We start from the raw sequence: 16,171 nt of genomic DNA, 5'->3' as shown, positions 1-16,171 counted from the left end.
CCCCAGCAGACCACTCATCAGGAGGTGTCCGGATGACTTCGGCACTGACCACCTCGGCGGACGCGCCCGGCGCCGACGCCCACAGCGGCGCACCCGCCGTCCGGATCTCGCACGTGCACAAGACCTTCGGCCGCCCCGGCGCGCAGACCCACGTCCTGGACGACATCACCCTCGACGTCGCGCCCGGCGAGTTCGTCACCCTGCTCGGCGCCTCGGGCTGCGGCAAGTCCACCCTGCTCAACCTTGTCGCCGGCCTCGACAAGCCCACCGCCGGCAGCATCGAGGTGCCCGGCGGGCGCCCCGCCCTGATGTTCCAGGAGCACGCGCTGTTCCCCTGGCTCACCGCCGGGAAGAACATCGAACTCGCCCTCAAGCTGGCCGGCCTGCCCCGCCCCGAGCGCCGCCCCGAGGCCGAGCGCCTCCTCGAACTCGTCCGCCTGAAGGGCTCGTACGGCAAGCGGGTGCACGAGCTGTCCGGCGGCATGCGCCAGCGTGTGGCGATGGCCCGGGCGCTCGCCCAGGGCAGCAAGGTCCTGCTGATGGACGAGCCGTTCGCCGCGCTCGACGCCATCACCCGGGACGTGCTGCACGACGAGATCACCCGGATCTGGGCCGAACGGCAGCTGTCCGTCCTCTTCGTCACCCACAACGTGCGCGAGGCCGTACGGCTGGCCCAGCGGGTCGTGCTGCTCTCCTCCCGCCCCGGCCGGGTCGCCCGGGAGTGGCGGATCGACCTGCCGCAGCCGCGCCGCATCGAGTCCGCGGGCGTCGCCGACCTGTCCATCGAGATCACCGAAGAACTGCGTGGGGAGATCCGTCGCCATGGCCAGCACTGACACCACCCCCGTCCTCGACAAGACCGACAAGACCGACAGGACCGACGAGTCCGCCCGGAGTTCCAGCGACAGCGCCGACGTCGGCGCGGGCCTGGACGCCCTGGACGCCGTCTCAGCGCAGCGCGGCTCGTTCGGCGAGGCGCTGCGGACCAAGGCGCTGCCGCCGCTGATCGGCGTGCTGGTGGTGCTGGCGCTGTGGCAGGGGGCGTACAGCCTGCACGTCACCTCCTCGTACAAGCTGCCCAGCCCGGCGGACGTGTGGCGCTCCGCGCAGGACCTCTGGTACCAGGGCACGCTGTTCTCGATCATCTGGACCAGCGTCTGGCGCGGCCTGTCCGGCTTCCTGCTCGCGGTCGTCATCGGCACCCCGATCGGGCTGGTGGTCGCCCGGGTCCGGCCGGTGCGCACCGCGATCGGGCCGGTGCTGCAGGGCCTGCAGTCGCTGCCGTCGGTGGCCTGGGTGCCGGCCGCGGTCATCTGGCTCGGCATCAACGACTCGATGATGTACGCGGTGATCCTGCTGGGCGCCGTCCCGTCGATCGCCAACGGGCTGGTGGCCGGCATCGACCAGGTGCCGCCGCTGTTCCTGCGGGCCGGGCGCACCATCGGCGCCACCGGCCTGGCGGGCGCCCGGCACGTGCTGATCCCGGCCGCGCTGCCCGGCTACCTGGCCGGGCTCAAGCAGGGCTGGGCGTTCTCCTGGCGGTCGCTGATGGCCGCCGAGCTGGTCGCCTCCTCCCCCGACCTGGGCCGGGGGCTGGGCCGGTTCCTGGAGGACCAGCGCGAGTTCTCCGACATGTCCGGCGTGCTGCTGGGCATCGTCCTGATCCTGTTCGTCGGCATCGCCATCGAGCTGCTGGTGTTCACCCCGGTCGAGCGCCGGGTGCTGCGCAACCGCGGTCTGCTGGCCACCGGCAAGTGAGGCACCGCTGATGCCCGCCCTCCTCCTCATCGCCCACGGCAGCCGTGACCCGCGGCACGCCGCGACCGTGGCCGCGCTGGTCGAGGAGGTGCGGGCCCAGCGGCCCGGCGTCGAGGTCGTCACCGCCTACCTGGACCACTGCGCGCCGCGGATCCCACAGGTGGTGGGACGGCTGGCGGACGCGGTGGCCGTCCCGCTGCTGCTCAACCGGGCGTTCCACGCCAAACACGACATCCCCGCCGCCCTGCGCGCCGCCGGCTCCCGGCTGCCGGTCGCGGAGGTGCTCGGCCCGTCCCCGCTGCTGCTCGCCGCCCTGGAGCGCCGCCTCGCCGAGGCCGGCCTGGACGTCTCCTCCCCGGCGGTCCGCGCCCGGACCGGCGTGGTGCTCGCCGCGGCGGGCTCCTCCGACCCTGCGGCGGACGCCGCGACCCGCGCGGTCGCCGCCGAGTGGCGGCGCAGCCGCGGCTGGGCCGCGGTCGAGGTCGCCTACGCCTCCGCCGCCGGCCCGCGCGTCCCCGACGCCCTCGCCGCACTGCGGGCCGCGGGCGCCGAGCGCACCGCCGTCTCCCCGTACCTGCTGGCCCCGGGCCTGCTGCCGGACCGCATCGCGGCGGCCGCCGCCGGGGCGGACGTCCTCGCGGACGTCCTCGGCCCCGCCCCGGAGCTGGCCACCCTGCTGCTGCACCGCCACGACGAGGCCCGCCACGCGGAGCGGCCGGCCCCGGCGCTCACCGCCTGAGCCGCACGGAGCTCAGGCGTAGTCGAGGATGCTGTGCTCGCTCAGGTCCGGGGCGTGCCGGGCCACGGTCCGGTAGTCCGCATCGTCGTGGAGGACCGTGAGTCCGTGGTGTGCGGCCGTCGCCGCAATGAGAAGGTCAACCGCGGACGCACTGCGGTGCTGGCCTGCCAGTGCCATCCGTCGCTGCACGGTGTCGATCCACCGGCCCGCAGTCTTGGGGACGGAGACATCCGGGTAGATGTCGGCGAACATCTCGGCGATCTCGTCGTACTCCTGGCCGCTGCGAGCGCTGTAGAGGAACTCGGCGCGCTGCGGGTAGCACGACGCGACCGACCCGGCGTCGATCGCGTCGAACCAGGCGGCCTGGAGCTTGGGCTCACCGAGGAGCCTGAACAGCGCGGAGGTGTCCAGCAGGTAGATCATCGAGCGTCTTTCTCCGCCCGGTGCAACTGCTCGGCGTGCTCGACGGCTCCCCAGTACCGGGCCCGCTCGAAGTGCCGGCTGATGCGCGCGGCGCGTTCCTGCCGTTCGGCGTAGTACCGAAGCGCGAGGTTGACGGCGTCCTTCTTGGTCCGGACCCCGGCGAGGGCCATCGCGCGTTCCAACGCCTCTTCATCGATGTCGATCTGGGTCACGGACATTCCGCACCTCCGACGATGTTGGTGATATACATGGCATTGTATCTCACCAACATCGAACAGGGCGGCGGCGCTCAGACCCGCCGCAGGGTGAAGGTGTCCCCCGGGTGGCCCGCGACGGCCTCGGCGAGGCCTCCGGTGAGCTGGTAGAGGCGGCCGGCCGGGCCCTCGACGAGGGCGGTGGGGGTGGGGTCGACGGAGGGGCGGACGGCGGTGAGGCGGGCGGTGCGCCAGTGGTCGTCGGAGCGCAGTTCGACCTCGGCGTCCCGGCCGGCCCCGGAGAAGGCGTTGGTGACACCCGCGACGGAGCCGTCCGGGCGGCCGCGCAGGCCGTCCAGGTGGAGCAGGGACCCGCCGCCGGTCACCTCGACCCGCCGCAGGGCGGCCGGGTCGCGGACCGGGACCTGCCACAGCGTGCCGTCGTCCCACTTGCCGAGGAGCAGCCGGCCGTCCCGGTGGACGATGCCGTTGAGGCCGTAGGCACCAGGGGCCGGGGCCAGCCGCGGGTCGCGCAGCAGGACGGCGGCGGTGCCGTCCGGCGTCACCCGGTAGACCACCGGGGCGAAGGAGTCGGTGACGTACGCGGTGCCGTCGGGGCCGAGCGCGATGTCGTTGGCCAGGTGGTTCCCGCCGTCGGCGGCGACGGCGGCGAGGTCGGTGTAGAAGATCCGGCGCCCGGTGTCCAGGTCGTAGGCGCCGATCCCGGCGATCTTCCCCAGGGTGGCGGCGCTGCTGCGCTCGCCGACGCCGTTGTCGAGGTCGGTGACCAGGACGCGGTTGCGGGCCCGGTCGATCCGCAGGCCGGCGATCTCGGTCAGCGCGGGGTCCCGTACCAGGGTGCGGACGCTCCCGTCGGTGCCGACGGCGGAGACGGTACCGTGCCGCAGCGAGCCGAGCAGGAAGCGGTGGTGGGCGGCGTCCCAGTCGCCCGACTCGGGTACCAGGCTCGGCGCGTGACCGGTGATCACGGCCGGCGCCGGGCAGCCGGCGGAGGCGGCGGCGGGCAGGGCGCCGACCGTGCCGAGCAGGACGGCGGTCACGGCGGCGACCAGGACGCCGCGGGTGGTACGGACGGTACGGTGCTGACGGTTGCTCATCGGAATTCCCTTGCGCGTGCGATCCGTTGACGTGATCAAGCCTCGCGCGGACGGGCGGTCCGCAGCAGTGCGTGGGGATACTGGTAGCCCGACTACCAGGGAGGACGGGGGAGATGGTCGAGGTCGAGGACGCCCAGGAGCGCCGTGCCGCGTTGTCGAGCTTCCTGCGCAGCCGCCGGGCGCGGCTGACGCCGCAGGACGTCGGGCTGGCGCCGGGGGTGCGGCGGCGCACGCCCGGGCTGCGGCGGGAGGAGCTGGCGCTGCTCGCCGGGGTGGGGGTGACCTGGTACACGTGGCTGGAGCAGGGGCGGGACATCCACCCGTCCCCGGAGGTGCTGGGGAGCCTCGCCCGGACGCTGCGGCTGGACCGGGCGGAGACGGCGTACCTGTTCCGGCTGGCCGGCGGCCACCCCCGGGACGGCGAGGTGGCCGCGCCGGGGGACGTCCCGGTCCCGCTGCTGCGGCTGATGCACGCGCAGTGGCCGGCGCCGTCCTTCGTGATGGACGCCACCTGGGACATCCGGGCCTGGAACCCGGGCGCGGACGCGCTGTTCGGTCTGACCGGACGGCCGCCGGAGGAGTGCAACCTGGCCCGGGTGGTGTTCGGCAACCCCGTGCACCGGGCCCGGCTCGAGGACTGGGAGGAGCACGCCCGCCGCTTCCTGGCGCAGCTGCGCTCCGCCTACGCCGAGCGCGGCGGTGAGGCGACGGCCGTGGGGCGCCACCTGGCCCGGATGATCCAGCAGGTGCGCGACGAGCACCCGGAGGCGGACGCCTGGCTGGACGAGCACCAGGTCGCCGAGCGCACCGGCATCCGGAAGGCCATCCGGCACGAGGTGGTGGGCCTGCTGCGGATCGACCAGCACGTGCTGCTGGCCGCCGAGGGCCTGCAGTTGATCGTGCTGGCCCCGCGCGACGCCGAGACGGAGGAGCGGCTGCGCGCCCTGGCCCCGGCTCCCGCTGCCGCCGCTGCCCCCGCTGCCCCTGAGGCCGTGGCGGTCTGACGACCGCCCGCCGGAACGCCGAACGGCCCGGCGCACCCTCAGCACGAGGGGGCACCGGGCCGTTCGGTTCCGCGCGTCAGTCGACGGTGCGGCGCTGGCGCCCGGTCCCGTAGTTGGAGCCGGACTTGGAGCCGCTGCCGGGCTTGGAGCGCCCGGAGGAGCGGCCGATGAAGCCGGCCGCCTGCGGGCGGTCGCCCTGGGCGGCGGCGCCGGTCCGCTGCTTGGGGCGGGGGCGGCGCGGGTTCCCGTTCATGTCGACGTCGGTGGGCAGTCCGGAGCGCTTGCCGGGACGGCGGCGCTGGGCACCGGCCTTGGACCCGGCGCGCCCGCCGGCCGTCTCCTCCGCCGGCGCGGCGGCCGCCTGGACCACCGGCACCGCCACGGTGACCGGGACGCCGCTCGGCGTGCGGGCGCCGGTGATCCGGGCCAGGTCGGCGTCGCCGGGGCGGATCTTGGTGACGGTCGGGCGGATGCCGGCCACCGTCATCAGCCGGTTGACCTCGCGGCGCTGCTCGGGCAGCACGAGGGTGACGACCGTACCGGACTCGCCGGCCCGGGCGGTGCGGCCGCCGCGGTGCAGGTAGTCCTTGTGGTCGACCGGCGGGTCGACGTTGACGACGAGGTCCAGGCCGTCGATGTGGATGCCGCGCGCGGCGACGTTGGTGGCGATCAGCGCGGTGACGTGGCCGTCGCGGAACTGGTCCAGGACCCGGTTGCGCTGCGGCTGGGACTTGCCGCCGTGCAGGGCGGCGGCCTTCACGCCGTTGGCGAGCAGCTGCTTGGCGAGCCGGTCGGCGCCGTGCTTGGTGTGCACGAACATGATCACGCGGCCGTCGCGGGAGGCGATGTGCGCGGTGGCGGAGGCCTTGTCGGTCTGGTCGAGCTGGAGGACGTGGTGGTCCATGGTGGTGACCGCGCCGGCCGACGGGTCGACCGAGTGGGTCACCGGGTCGGTCAGGAAGCGCTTGACCAGCCGGTCGACGTTGCGGTCCAGGGTGGCGGAGAAGAGCATCCGCTGCCCGCCCTCGGCGACCTGCTCCAGCAGCTTGCTGACCTGCGGCAGGAAGCCCATGTCGGCCATCTGGTCGGCCTCGTCCAGGACGGTGATCGCCACGTCGGAGAGGTTGACGTCACCGCGCCCGATCAGGTCGTCCAGCCGGCCCGGGGTGGCGACCAGGACCTCGGTGCCGCGTCGGACGGCGTTGGCCTGCCGGTTGATCGACATGCCGCCGACGACGGTGGTGATCCGCAGGTTGACGGCGGTCGCGTACGGGGTGAGCGCCTCGGTGACCTGCTGGGCCAGCTCGCGGGTGGGCACCAGGACGAGCGCCAGCGGGTGCCGGGCGACGGCGCGGCTGCCGGCGGTGCGGGCGAGCAGCGGCAGGCCGAAGGCCAGGGTCTTGCCGGAGCCGGTGCGGCCGCGGCCGAGCACGTCGCGCCCGGCGATCGAGTCGGGCAGCGTGGCGGCCTGGATCGGGAACGGCTCGGTGACGCCTTCGCGGCCGAGCGCGGAGAGGATCCCCTTGGGCAGGTCCAGCTCGGCGAAGGTGGCCGCCGGGGGGCGGGGCGGGGTGCCCTGGACGACGGTGAAGTCGGCGGCCTCGGGCGCGGCGGCCCGGGTCTGCTTGGGGGCGCCCTGTCGGGAGGAGTCGCCGCGGCCGCGCGGCTTGCGCGGGCGGTCGCCGCCGCCGGTGCGGCGGGCCTGGTCGGTGGTGCGGTGGCCGCGGTCGCGCGGCGGGCGGGCAGGGGTGGTCACGGAGTCTCCGTCCGTCGATCGGCAGCCCGGGTCACGGGCTGGGTCGGCCGTCGGGAGTGTGTCTGCCGCCCCGGCCGTACGGCGGCATGAGCGGGGGCCCGCACCGTGCGGTGCGGGCCCCGCTTCGCGATGATCGCGAGTCAGCGTGGGCTGACGTCAGCCGATGATCTGGATGTTCTCGGCCTGCGGGCCCTTCTGGCCCTGCGTGACGTCGAACTCGACCTTCTGGCCCTCGAACAGCTCACGGAAGCCCTGAGCCTGGATGTTCGAGTAGTGGGCGAACACGTCGGCGCCGCCGCCGTCCTGCTCGATGAAGCCGAAGCCCTTTTCGCTGTTGAACCACTTCACGGTGCCGGTAGCCATAACCGTCTCCTCTAACTGGGGCATCAGGGACCCACACCTCGTGGATCCCCAAGTAGCCGCGATCCCCATCCGGAGACTGAAACACCGGACAAAACAAATGCGCCTGTTGGTTGGAACCAGCAGGCGCACATACACGTTCATGGGAACCAAAACTGCAACTGCATCGACTGTAGCACGGCGACACCCCGGGCGACCGGGGATTTTCCGCTGAACAGATCACGTTTGACGCCCTCGGAACAAGGGCAGGCGGCGCCCCGCCGAAGCGGGACGCCGCCTGTGCACCGGGCCGTTCCGGGACCGGTCCGGGAACCTTCCCGGATCACTCCCGGGTGACCCCCCGGACCGGTCCCGGATCACTCCCGGACCGGCCGCGGGGTCACCCCCGGATCAGTGCCGCCCGGCCGGCTCCGGCCGGCCGTGCGCGCCCGCCAGCGGGGTCGGGCCGTCACCGTGGCCGTGGCCGGGGGTGTCGGCGTGGCCGGGCCACCAGGCGCGGTGGCCGAGCAGCGCGGTGAGGGCCGGGGTGAAGAACATCGCCATCACGAAGGCCGCCAGCACGATGCCGAAGGCCAGCGAGAAGCCGAGCTCCATGAAGAGCACGTTGCCCGCGAACATGAAGGTCGCGAACGACGCCGCCAGGATGAAGCCGGCCGCCGCGACGGTCGGGCCGCCGTGCTTGACGGCCTCGCGGGCCGCTTCGCGCGGGTTGCGGCCCTCGCGGGCCTCCTCGCGGAGGCGGGCGATGATCAGGATGTTGTAGTCGGTGCCGATCGCCACCACGAAGAGGTAGATGAAGATCGGCAGCATGAACATCAGGCCCTGCTCGCCCTTGATGTTCTGGAACAGCATGGTGGTGGCACCGAGGGTGCCGCCGAAGCCGAGGCCGACCGAGGCCATCAGGTACCACGGCGCGACCACGCTGCGCAGCTGCAGGCCCAGGATGATCATGATGAGCACGGCCGCGATCGGGAAGACCAGCGTGTAGTCGTGCACCATCGCGGTGTTGATGTCCTTGTACACCGAGGTGATGCCGCCGACCAGGGCCTTGGTGTCGGCCGGGGCCGAGGCGTGGGCGGTGTCGCGGACCTTCGCGATGGTGTCGATGGCCTTGTTGGAGGCCGGCGCGTCGCTCAGCATCACGGTGAAGTCACCGGTGGTGCCGTCGGCGTTGATCGCCTTGTTCTCGGCGCTCGGCGTGACCACGCTCGCCACCCCGGGGACGCCCTGGAGCTTGCCGGCGAAGTCCTTGATCGCGGCGTCGCCAAGCTTGGCGCCGTTGGTGCTGGTCAGGTAGACGTGGCTCGGGTCGGCGGCGCCGGCCGAGAACGCGGTCATCAGCTTGTCCTGGACGACGATCGACTCCTTGCCCTTGGGCATCGAGCTTCCCGCCAGGTCGTAGGTGCCGTTGTAGTTGACGCCGGCCAGGGTCAGCACCAGCAGGATGCCGCCGGAGACCAGGGCGACCAGGCCGGGCTTCTTGCCGGTCATCCGGCCGAGCGCGGCGAAGCGGGCGTTGGTCGGCTCCTGCATCCACTTCTTGCCGGGCCAGAACACGCCCTTGGACGGGATGACGGCGAGCACGGCGGGCGCCAGGGTCAGCGAGACCAGGGCGGTCGCGACGACCGCGATGGCCAGCGCCGGGCCGAGCGCGGTGAACATGCCCAGGCTGGAGAGGATCAGCACGGCGAAGGCGACGGCGACCGCGCCGGCGGCGGAGGCGATCGCCTCGCCGACCCGGCCGACGGCGTTGGCCACGGCCGTCTTGCGGTCCTCGCCCAGGCGCAGCCGCTCGCGGTAGCGGAAGGCCAGGAAGAGGAAGTAGTCCGTGCCGACGCCGAGGACCACGATGATCAGGATCGCGGAGGTCATCGGGGAGGACTTCAGGTCGAACACCTTGATCGCGTCGGCGATCAGGCCGTTGGCCACCGGCATCGCGATGACCAGCGAGAGGAGGACCGGCAGCAGGCCGGCCAGGATGCTGCGGAAGATGACGCCGACGATCAGGATGACCAGCAGCAGGCTGCCGAACAGGACGATGGCGTCGGTGGCGCCGGAGGCGTCCTTCTGGTCCAGGGAGCTGGCGGCCTGACCGCCGACCCGGAACTTCAGCCCGGTGCCGTCGGCGAGCTTGGCCCCCTCCTCGCGCAGCTTCTTGGCCGCGTCGGGGTACTCCTCGCTCTGCATCTTGGTCTTGTCGATGGCGACCATGGACAGCGCGTACTTGCCGTCCTTGGACTTCGAGGTCTTGGCGTCGACCGGCAGGATCTTCTCGACCGCAGGGATGTGCGCGTCGGTCAGACCGTTGACGACCTTGTCCATCGAGGCCTGGTCGGCGTCGTTCAGCGCCTGGCCGTCGGTGCGCTCGAAGAGCAGCAGCGCGGAGGGGGTGAAGCTCGACGGGAAGGCCTGCTCCTGGAGCTGCGCCGCCTGGATGGACTCGTAGTGCTTGGGCAGGAACGCGGACTCGTCCGTCTGCGAGGTGACCTTCGGGGCCGACGCGACGATGGCGACCATCGCGACGACCCACGCGAGGATCACCCACCACGCACGGCGAACGACGAAGTGTCCTAGTCGGTGGAACATGCTCGTGATGCCTCCTGGGCATGGCTCACCGCAGCCCTTGGGACGGGACGATGGGCGACGGCAGGACCGGTCAGGACGTGTCCGGCGACACGCCTTGCCGGTCGGCAGGTAAGTGACTGGGCATCATCCTACGAGCACTTGCTTGCCGCCCGGCAAGTAGCCCCCGCATTTTCAACCCCCGTACGAAGGACCGCCCCGGAAACGGCCCCGACCCAGTTTCTCCCGACCCAGCCCCCGTCGACCTCGTGCTCCGGGTGGAGTCACCTCCCCCTCAGGGTGGAGTCGTGCCCCCTTCCCCCAGGAGGAGATCTCAGGGTCGGGGGGTAGGGAAAACCCCACCCCTCCCCCGAGGCGAGCACCAGGGAAGGGTCACCCGCCAGCCGGATTACCGGTCGACGGCCGCTTCCCTAGTGTCTGTGGCGACGCCGGATCCGCACCCGGCGCGCAGCGCAGGGCGACGCCGGGGACCACGGCCGCCTCCGCTCCCGTCCGGCGACGACCGCCGCTCTCCCAGGGGGGAACCACCCGTGATACCCGTGAAGACAAGACTCGGCATGGCCGCCACGATGGGCGCCTGGAGCGCCCGGCACCGGAAGACCGCCGTCTTCGGCTGGCTGCTCTTCGTCGTGCTGGCCACCGTGCTCGGCGGCATGCACGGCAGCACCAAGGTGACCGAGGCCGAGTCGATGCCCGGCCAGGTGTCCCGGGCCGCGCGGATCCTCGACGAGGCGGGCCTGACCAGCCCGGCGAGCGAGACCGTCCTGGTCCAGAGCGCCACCCGCAGCGCCGACGACCCCGACTTCCGCGCGGCCGTCGGCCAGGTGGTCACCGCCGTGCAGGGAACCGGCAAGGCCGCCGAGGTCCGCTCGCCCTACGACACCAAGGCGGTCTCCCCGGACGGCCACTCCGCGCTCGTCCTGGTCACGCTCAAGGGCACCGGGGACGAGGCCGTCGCGAACGTCACCCCGGTGATGGACGCGGTGGCCGCCGTGCAGACCCGCAACCCCGGCCTGACCGTGGTCGAGCTCGGCGACGCCAGCTCCGGCAAGTGGATCCAGGACCAGTTCAAGAACGACTTCTCCCGCGCCGAGTGGACGGCCGTGCCGCTCGCCCTCGGCATCCTGCTGATCGCCTTCGGCGCGCTGGTCGCCGCCGTGCTGCCGGTGGTGCTCGCGCTGACCGCGTTCGTCGCGGCGTCCGGGCTGGTCGCGCTCAGCAGCGGCCTGCTGCACACCAGCAACGACGCCAGCTCGGTGATGCTGCTGGTCGGCCTCGCCGTCGGCGTCGACTACTGCCTCTTCTACCTGCGCCGCGAGCGCGAGGAGCGGGCCGCCGGACACGACGCGGACACCGCGCTGGCCGTCGCCGCCGCCACCAGCGGCCGGGCGGTGCTGGTCTCCGGCGTCACCGTGGTGGTCGCCATGGCCGGCATGTTCCTCACCGGGATCGCCGACTTCCGGGCGATGGCCTTCGCCACCATCCTGGTCGTGATCACCGCCGTGCTCGGCTCGCTGACCGTGCTGCCCGCCCTGCTGTCGATGCTCGGCGACCGGGTCGACCGGGGCCGGGTGCCGCTGCTCGCCAAGCTCCGCCGCGCGGACTCCGCCCGGACCGGCGGACGGTTCTGGAACGCGGTGCTGACCCCGGTGCTGAACCGCCCGCTCGCCTCCACCGTGCTCGCCGGGGCCTTCCTGCTCGCCCTGGCCGCGCCGATGGTCACCATGCACACCGCCAACCTGACCTTCCGGCAGCAGCTGCCCGCGGGCAACCCGCTGGTCGCCGCCTCGCAGAAGATCGAGGCCGCGTTCCCCGGCAGCCCGGCCCCGGCCACCGTCGTCATCAAGGCCACCGACATCGGCTCCCCCGCGATGACCGCCGCGATCGCCGACCTCAAGGCGAGGGCACTGGCCGACGGGCGGATGCACGGACCGGTGGAGGTCACCGTGCACGCCGACCAGAACGTCGCCACCGTCGACATCCCGCTCAACGGCTCCGGCAACGACGCCACCAGCAACGCCGCGCTGAAGTCCCTGCGCGAGGACCTGGTGCCCTCGACCGTCCTCAAGGTGCCCGGCACCGAGGCCCCGGTCACCGGGCGCACCGCCGGGTCGTACGACTTCAACGCCAAGATGACCGGCTCGATGCCGCTGGTCTTCGGCTTCGTGGTCGCCTTCGCCTTCCTGCTGATGCTCACCTCCTTCCGCTCGCTGGCCGTGGCCGGCACCGCCGTGGTGCTCAACCTGCTCTCGGTGGGCGCCGCGTACGGGGTGCTGACGCTGGTCTTCCAGCACGGCGTGGGCGCCTCGCTGCTGGGCACCGCCGGGGTCGGCGCGGTGGAGTCCTGGGTGCCGCTGTTCCTCTTCGTGATCCTCTTCGGGCTCTCGATGGACTACCACGTGTTCGTGGTCTCCCGGATCAAGGAGGGCCACGACCGCGGGCTGCCGACCCGGGCCGCCATCGCCCACGGCATCCGCTCCACGGCCGGGGTGGTCACCAGCGCCGCGGTGATCATGGTCGCGGTGTTCGCGGTCTTCGGCACCCTGTCCATGCAGGCGATGAAGCAGATGGGCGTGGGCCTGGCGGTCGCCGTGCTGATCGACGCCACGGTGATCCGCGCGGTGCTGCTGCCCTCGGTGATGAGCCTGCTCGGCGAGCGCAACTGGTACCTGCCGCGTTGGCTGGGCTGGCTGCCGAACCTGTCGCACGGCGAGTCCGTCCCGGCGCCGGGCGCCGCGGACGCCCCGCACGGGGAGCCCGCCGTCCCCGCGGACGGCACCGCCCGGCACCGGAGGGTCGGGGTCTGACCCGACGCCGGTGACGCCGACCACGCCGGGCCCCGCGACGCGCGGGGCCCGGCGTCCGTGCGTCATGATGATCACCGCCCGGGGCCTCCCGGGTGCACACCGCCGGAACGGAGCCCAGTCATGATCCCCTTCGACGAGGGCCGCGCCCGGCTGCTGCTCGCCCGCGCCTGCGGATCCGTCGGCCTGCCCGGCCCCGAGGACGCCCGGCTGCTCGCGCTCGGCGAGAACGCCGTCTTCGACCTCGGTGACCCGGCCGTGGTCGCCAAGGTCGGCCGCGGCCCCGAACTGTCCGGGCGGGCGCACCGCGAGCTGACCGTCGCGCACTGGCTGGCCGGGCAGGGTGTCCCGGTGGTGCGCCCGTACGACGCGGTGGCGCCCGAGCCGCAGCTCGCCGAGGGGCACCCGGTCACCTTCTGGCACCGGCTCGCGCCCGCCGTCCGCCCCGCCCGCCCGGTCGACCTCGCCCCGCTGCTGCGCACCCTGCACCGGCTGCCGGTGCCGCCCGTCCCGCTCGGCCGGCGCGACCTGCTGGCCCCGGTGGAACGCTGGCTGGCCTCCGCCGAGGGCCACGTCGACCCCGCGGACGTCGCCTTCCTGCGCCACCGCCGGGACGCCTTCGAGGCCGCCCTGCCCGACCTCGCCCCGCGGCTGCGCCCCGGCGTGATCCACGGCGACGCGCTGCCGCGCAACGTCCACGTCGGCCCGGACGGGCCGGTGCTGCTCGACCTCGAATTCGTCGCCGCCGACCTGCGGGAGCACGACCTGGTGGTGCTCGCGCTCGCCCACGACCGCTACGGCGTGCCCGGCGAGGAGTACGACGCCTTCACCGCGGCGTACGGCTGGGACGTGCGCGAGTGGCCCGGCTTCACGGTGCTGCGCGGCGCCCGGGAGACCGCCAGCGCCTCCTGGGTCGCGCAGCAGGCGGCGAGCAACCCGGCCGCCCTGGCGGAGTTCCGGCGGCGGGTCGACTCGCTGCGGGACGGTGCCACCGGAGTGCGCTGGTACCCGTTCTGACGGCCGGGCGATACCCCGGTCCGCGGGCGGACGCCAACCCGGGCGGGTGTGAGAAGAGTCCCGGGAGGAAGAGGTCCGGCGCGCAACCGCGGCACGTACGGTGGGCGTCCTATCGGACAGTCATCCTGACCCGAGGGATCGGCACCGTACTCGCACCTCAGGAGCCGCCGTGATGCACCGGACCGCCCGCCACCCCTCCGCCCCGACCCGACCGTCCCGCTCCCGGCGCCGGCTGATCGCGGGCTGCGTCGCGGTGGCCGGCCTGTTGGGGCTGACCGCGTGCGGCACCGCCAGCGGGGCGCTGCAGTCGCCGGGCACCTCGGCCGCGCAGTCGCCGGTCTCCGCACAGCCGCCGGTCGCCGCGCAGCCGGGCGGAACGGCGGCGGCCACCATCGCGCCGACGCCCGGCTCCGACGGGGTGCCGCCGGCCCCGGGCTCCGCCGGGTCCTCCGCCCCGACGGCTCCGGCCGGCCCCGCGAAGCCGCGCACGGCCAAGCCCGCCGACGCCTCCTCCCCGGCCGCGACCGGTGCGCCGGCCTCCCCCGCCGCGACCTCCGCGCCGGCCGGGCCGCCCGAGCGCCACGGGGCGGGCACGGTGATCGGCTCCACCGCCTCCGGCGGCCGCACCGTCGCGCTCACCTTCGACGACGGCCCCGGCCCCGCGACCGGCCAGATCCTCGACCTGCTCGCCCAGTACCACGCCAAGGCCACCTTCTGCGAGATCGGCCAGAACGCCGCCGCCAACCCGGCCATGGTCAAGCGCGTCCTGGCCGCCGGGCACCGGCTCTGCGACCACAGCGTCCACCACCCGCAGCCGTTCGCGAAGCTCCCGCACGACAGGGCCGTGTCCGAGATCACCGCGGCCCGGGACATGATCGTCCAGGCCGGCGGCCCCGGCACCCAGGTCGGCTGGTTCCGCGCCCCGGGCGGCGGCTTCAACGCCGACAACGAGCAGATCACCGCGGGCCTCGGGATGTCCTCGCTCGGCTGGTCCGTCGACCCGCGCGACTGGTCCCGCCCCGGCGTGCCGGCCATCGTCTCCACCGTGCAGCAGCAGCTCAAGCCGGGCGGCGTGATCCTGATGCACGACGGCGGCGGCGACCGCAGCCAGACCGTGGCCGCGCTCAAGCAGCTGCTGCCCTGGCTGGTCGCCCAGGGGTACACCTTCGACTTCCCGGCGGCGTAGCGCGCGGTCTGGACCTGTCACCCTGTTCGCCCGCCGTTCACCCGGTGATCGGCGGGCGGTCGTTCTCCGCGGCCGGGCGCCCCACTAGCATCCGGCCATGACGACGAAGCGTCCGACGGACGATCAACTCCCTTCCCGCGCACTGCGGATGGGCTTCGGCCGGACGCTCGCCGCGATCTGCTGGGGGCTGCTCTGCGCCGGCGGCGGATGGCTCCTGTCCACCGCCGTCGTGCTGATCGGCGGCCCCGACGACTGCGAGGTCCCGCCCTGCCACGGCGGCCCGATCACCGCCGTCCAGCTCTTCGGCGGACTCCTCGCCGGCGGCCTCGGTCTGGTCGGCACGGCCGCCGCCACGGGCCGTCGGACGGCCGGCGCGCCCCGGCTGCTGCCGCTCGCCCCGGTCCTGCTCGCCGCCCTGGCCGCCGGGCTGCTCGGCGCGGCCCGCACCGAGGGCCGCACCCACCCCTGGCTGCTCGCCGCCGCCGCGACGGCCGCCGTCGTCGCGGTGCCCGCCGCCGTCCTGGCCCGGCCCCGGCGCGCGCGGCAACGCCGGGCGTACCTGACCGCCCTGGCCACCGCGCGCCGGCTGGAGGCGCACGGCGTCAGCACCACCGGCACCGTCACCGCGGCCGAGGCCCTGCACTCCACCGAGGACCACGCGGTCGAACTCCGGCTCACCGTCCGGTACCTGGCGGCCGACGGCACCGAACACGCCCGCAGGCACACCGGAACCTACCCCGTCTACGACGCGCCCCGGGTCGGCAGCCGCGTCGCCGTCCGCTACGACCCGCAGGACCCGGCCACCGCCGCCGTCGGGGAACTGCGGCCCGACGCCGCTGCCCCGCAGGACGCCCGCCCGCCGCTCACCGCCGAGCTGGAGCGGCTGGCCGCGCTCCACCGCGAAGGCTCCCTCGACGCCGTCGAGTTCGAGCGCGCCAAGGCGGCCCTGCTCGACGGCCGGAGGTGACCGTGCGGCAGCCCGCAGGACCGGCGCACCCGGGAACGGGGCGCCGGGGCGCCCAGTACGCGGTGCGCCGGGGTGGTCAGCGGGCGGGCCAGCGCGGGTCGACCACCGCCTGCGGGTCCTTGCCACGGCGCAGCCAGGCCTGCAGGCCCTCCGCCCACGTCCGGTACCAGCCGATCTGCCGCCGGTGCAGGTCGGCGGGCGCCACCTCCCCCACCTCGGCCGGGTAGCGCTCGGCCAGGGCGACGGCGACCCGGACGGCGGC

The 16,171-nt window shown here is 74.0% G+C and carries 14 protein-coding genes and 1 pseudogene; 8 read left to right on the top strand and 7 right to left on the bottom strand.

Going from position 1 to position 16,171, the window contains the following annotated elements; genetic code table 11:
- Positions 1-32: 32 nt before the first annotated feature.
- Genes AB0Q99_RS29950 through AB0Q99_RS29940 form a run of 3 tightly spaced genes read left to right on the top strand, consistent with a single transcriptional unit; the run spans position 33 to position 2,497 of the window.
- Positions 33-836: an ABC transporter ATP-binding protein gene (locus AB0Q99_RS29950; protein ID WP_363576710.1), complete on the top strand. Its 804-nt coding sequence runs from the start codon at positions 33-35 to the stop codon at positions 834-836.
- Positions 823-1,758, top strand: a complete 936-nt coding sequence (locus AB0Q99_RS29945) for an ABC transporter permease (protein WP_363576709.1) — start codon at positions 823-825, stop codon at positions 1,756-1,758. The genes AB0Q99_RS29950 and AB0Q99_RS29945 overlap by 14 nt, the downstream gene beginning before the upstream one ends.
- A gap of 10 nt (positions 1,759-1,768) precedes the next feature.
- Entirely contained in the window at positions 1,769-2,497 is a 729-nt protein-coding gene (locus tag AB0Q99_RS29940; protein WP_363576708.1) for a sirohydrochlorin chelatase, read from the top strand.
- Between the two features lie 12 nt (positions 2,498-2,509).
- On the opposite strand, the gene AB0Q99_RS29935 is transcribed toward AB0Q99_RS29940, so the two are convergent.
- From AB0Q99_RS29935 to AB0Q99_RS29925, 3 genes are all read right to left on the bottom strand, one after another.
- Positions 2,510-2,920: a PIN domain-containing protein gene (locus tag AB0Q99_RS29935; protein WP_363576707.1), complete on the bottom strand. Its 411-nt coding sequence runs from the start codon at positions 2,918-2,920 to the stop codon at positions 2,510-2,512.
- A complete protein-coding gene (locus tag AB0Q99_RS29930; RefSeq protein ID WP_363576706.1) occupies positions 2,917-3,138 on the bottom strand; it encodes a type II toxin-antitoxin system VapB family antitoxin in 222 nt (73 codons plus the stop codon). Before AB0Q99_RS29930 ends, AB0Q99_RS29935 begins: the two co-directional genes overlap by 4 nt.
- Before the next feature lie 71 nt (positions 3,139-3,209).
- Positions 3,210-4,232, bottom strand: a complete 1,023-nt coding sequence (locus AB0Q99_RS29925) for a hypothetical protein (RefSeq protein ID WP_363576705.1) — start codon at positions 4,230-4,232, stop codon at positions 3,210-3,212.
- 113 nt (positions 4,233-4,345) lie between these two features.
- Between AB0Q99_RS29925 and AB0Q99_RS29920 the strand changes: the two genes are divergently transcribed.
- Positions 4,346-5,236, top strand: coding sequence for a helix-turn-helix transcriptional regulator (locus AB0Q99_RS29920; RefSeq protein ID WP_363576704.1), 891 nt, complete (start codon positions 4,346-4,348; stop codon positions 5,234-5,236).
- Positions 5,237-5,312: 76 nt separating this feature from the next.
- On the opposite strand, the gene AB0Q99_RS29915 is transcribed toward AB0Q99_RS29920, so the two are convergent.
- The 3 genes from AB0Q99_RS29915 to AB0Q99_RS29905 form a co-directional block, all read right to left on the bottom strand.
- Positions 5,313-6,992, bottom strand: coding sequence for a DEAD/DEAH box helicase (locus AB0Q99_RS29915; RefSeq protein ID WP_363576703.1), 1,680 nt, complete (start codon positions 6,990-6,992; stop codon positions 5,313-5,315).
- 156 nt (positions 6,993-7,148) lie between these two features.
- Positions 7,149-7,355, bottom strand: coding sequence for a cold-shock protein (locus tag AB0Q99_RS29910; protein ID WP_030060364.1), 207 nt, complete (start codon positions 7,353-7,355; stop codon positions 7,149-7,151).
- Between the two features lie 387 nt (positions 7,356-7,742).
- A complete protein-coding gene (locus AB0Q99_RS29905) occupies positions 7,743-9,938 on the bottom strand; it encodes an MMPL family transporter (protein WP_363576702.1) in 2,196 nt (731 codons plus the stop codon).
- A gap of 554 nt (positions 9,939-10,492) precedes the next feature.
- Here AB0Q99_RS29905 and AB0Q99_RS29900 point away from each other — a divergent pair.
- The 4 genes from AB0Q99_RS29900 to AB0Q99_RS29885 all read left to right on the top strand — a co-directional run bounded on the left by AB0Q99_RS29900 (position 10,493) and on the right by AB0Q99_RS29885 (position 15,909).
- On the top strand, positions 10,493-12,742 hold the full coding sequence (locus tag AB0Q99_RS29900) for an MMPL family transporter (RefSeq protein ID WP_363576701.1): 2,250 nt from the start codon (positions 10,493-10,495) through the stop codon (positions 12,740-12,742).
- A gap of 120 nt (positions 12,743-12,862) precedes the next feature.
- Complete coding sequence (locus AB0Q99_RS29895; protein WP_363576700.1) at positions 12,863-13,756, top strand: aminoglycoside phosphotransferase family protein; 894 nt, start codon at positions 12,863-12,865, stop codon at positions 13,754-13,756.
- 172 nt (positions 13,757-13,928) lie between these two features.
- Positions 13,929-14,942, top strand: coding sequence for a polysaccharide deacetylase family protein (locus AB0Q99_RS29890; protein ID WP_363576699.1), 1,014 nt, complete (start codon positions 13,929-13,931; stop codon positions 14,940-14,942).
- A 97-nt stretch (positions 14,943-15,039) separates the two neighbouring features.
- Positions 15,040-15,909 carry a DUF3592 domain-containing protein gene (locus AB0Q99_RS29885; protein WP_363576698.1) on the top strand — a complete coding sequence of 290 codons (870 nt, stop codon included), beginning with the start codon at positions 15,040-15,042 and terminating at the stop codon, positions 15,907-15,909.
- Between the two features lie 76 nt (positions 15,910-15,985).
- Here the strand turns inward: AB0Q99_RS29885 and AB0Q99_RS29880 are convergent.
- Positions 15,986-16,171 (bottom strand): annotated as a pseudogene (locus AB0Q99_RS29880) (3'-5' exonuclease); the annotation flags it as partial.

It is taken from the genome of Kitasatospora sp. NPDC086791, assembly GCF_040685975.1.
Classification (GTDB): Bacteria; Actinomycetota; Actinomycetes; order Streptomycetales; family Streptomycetaceae; genus Kitasatospora.
This window is presented reverse-complemented; position numbering and strand designations above follow the sequence as displayed.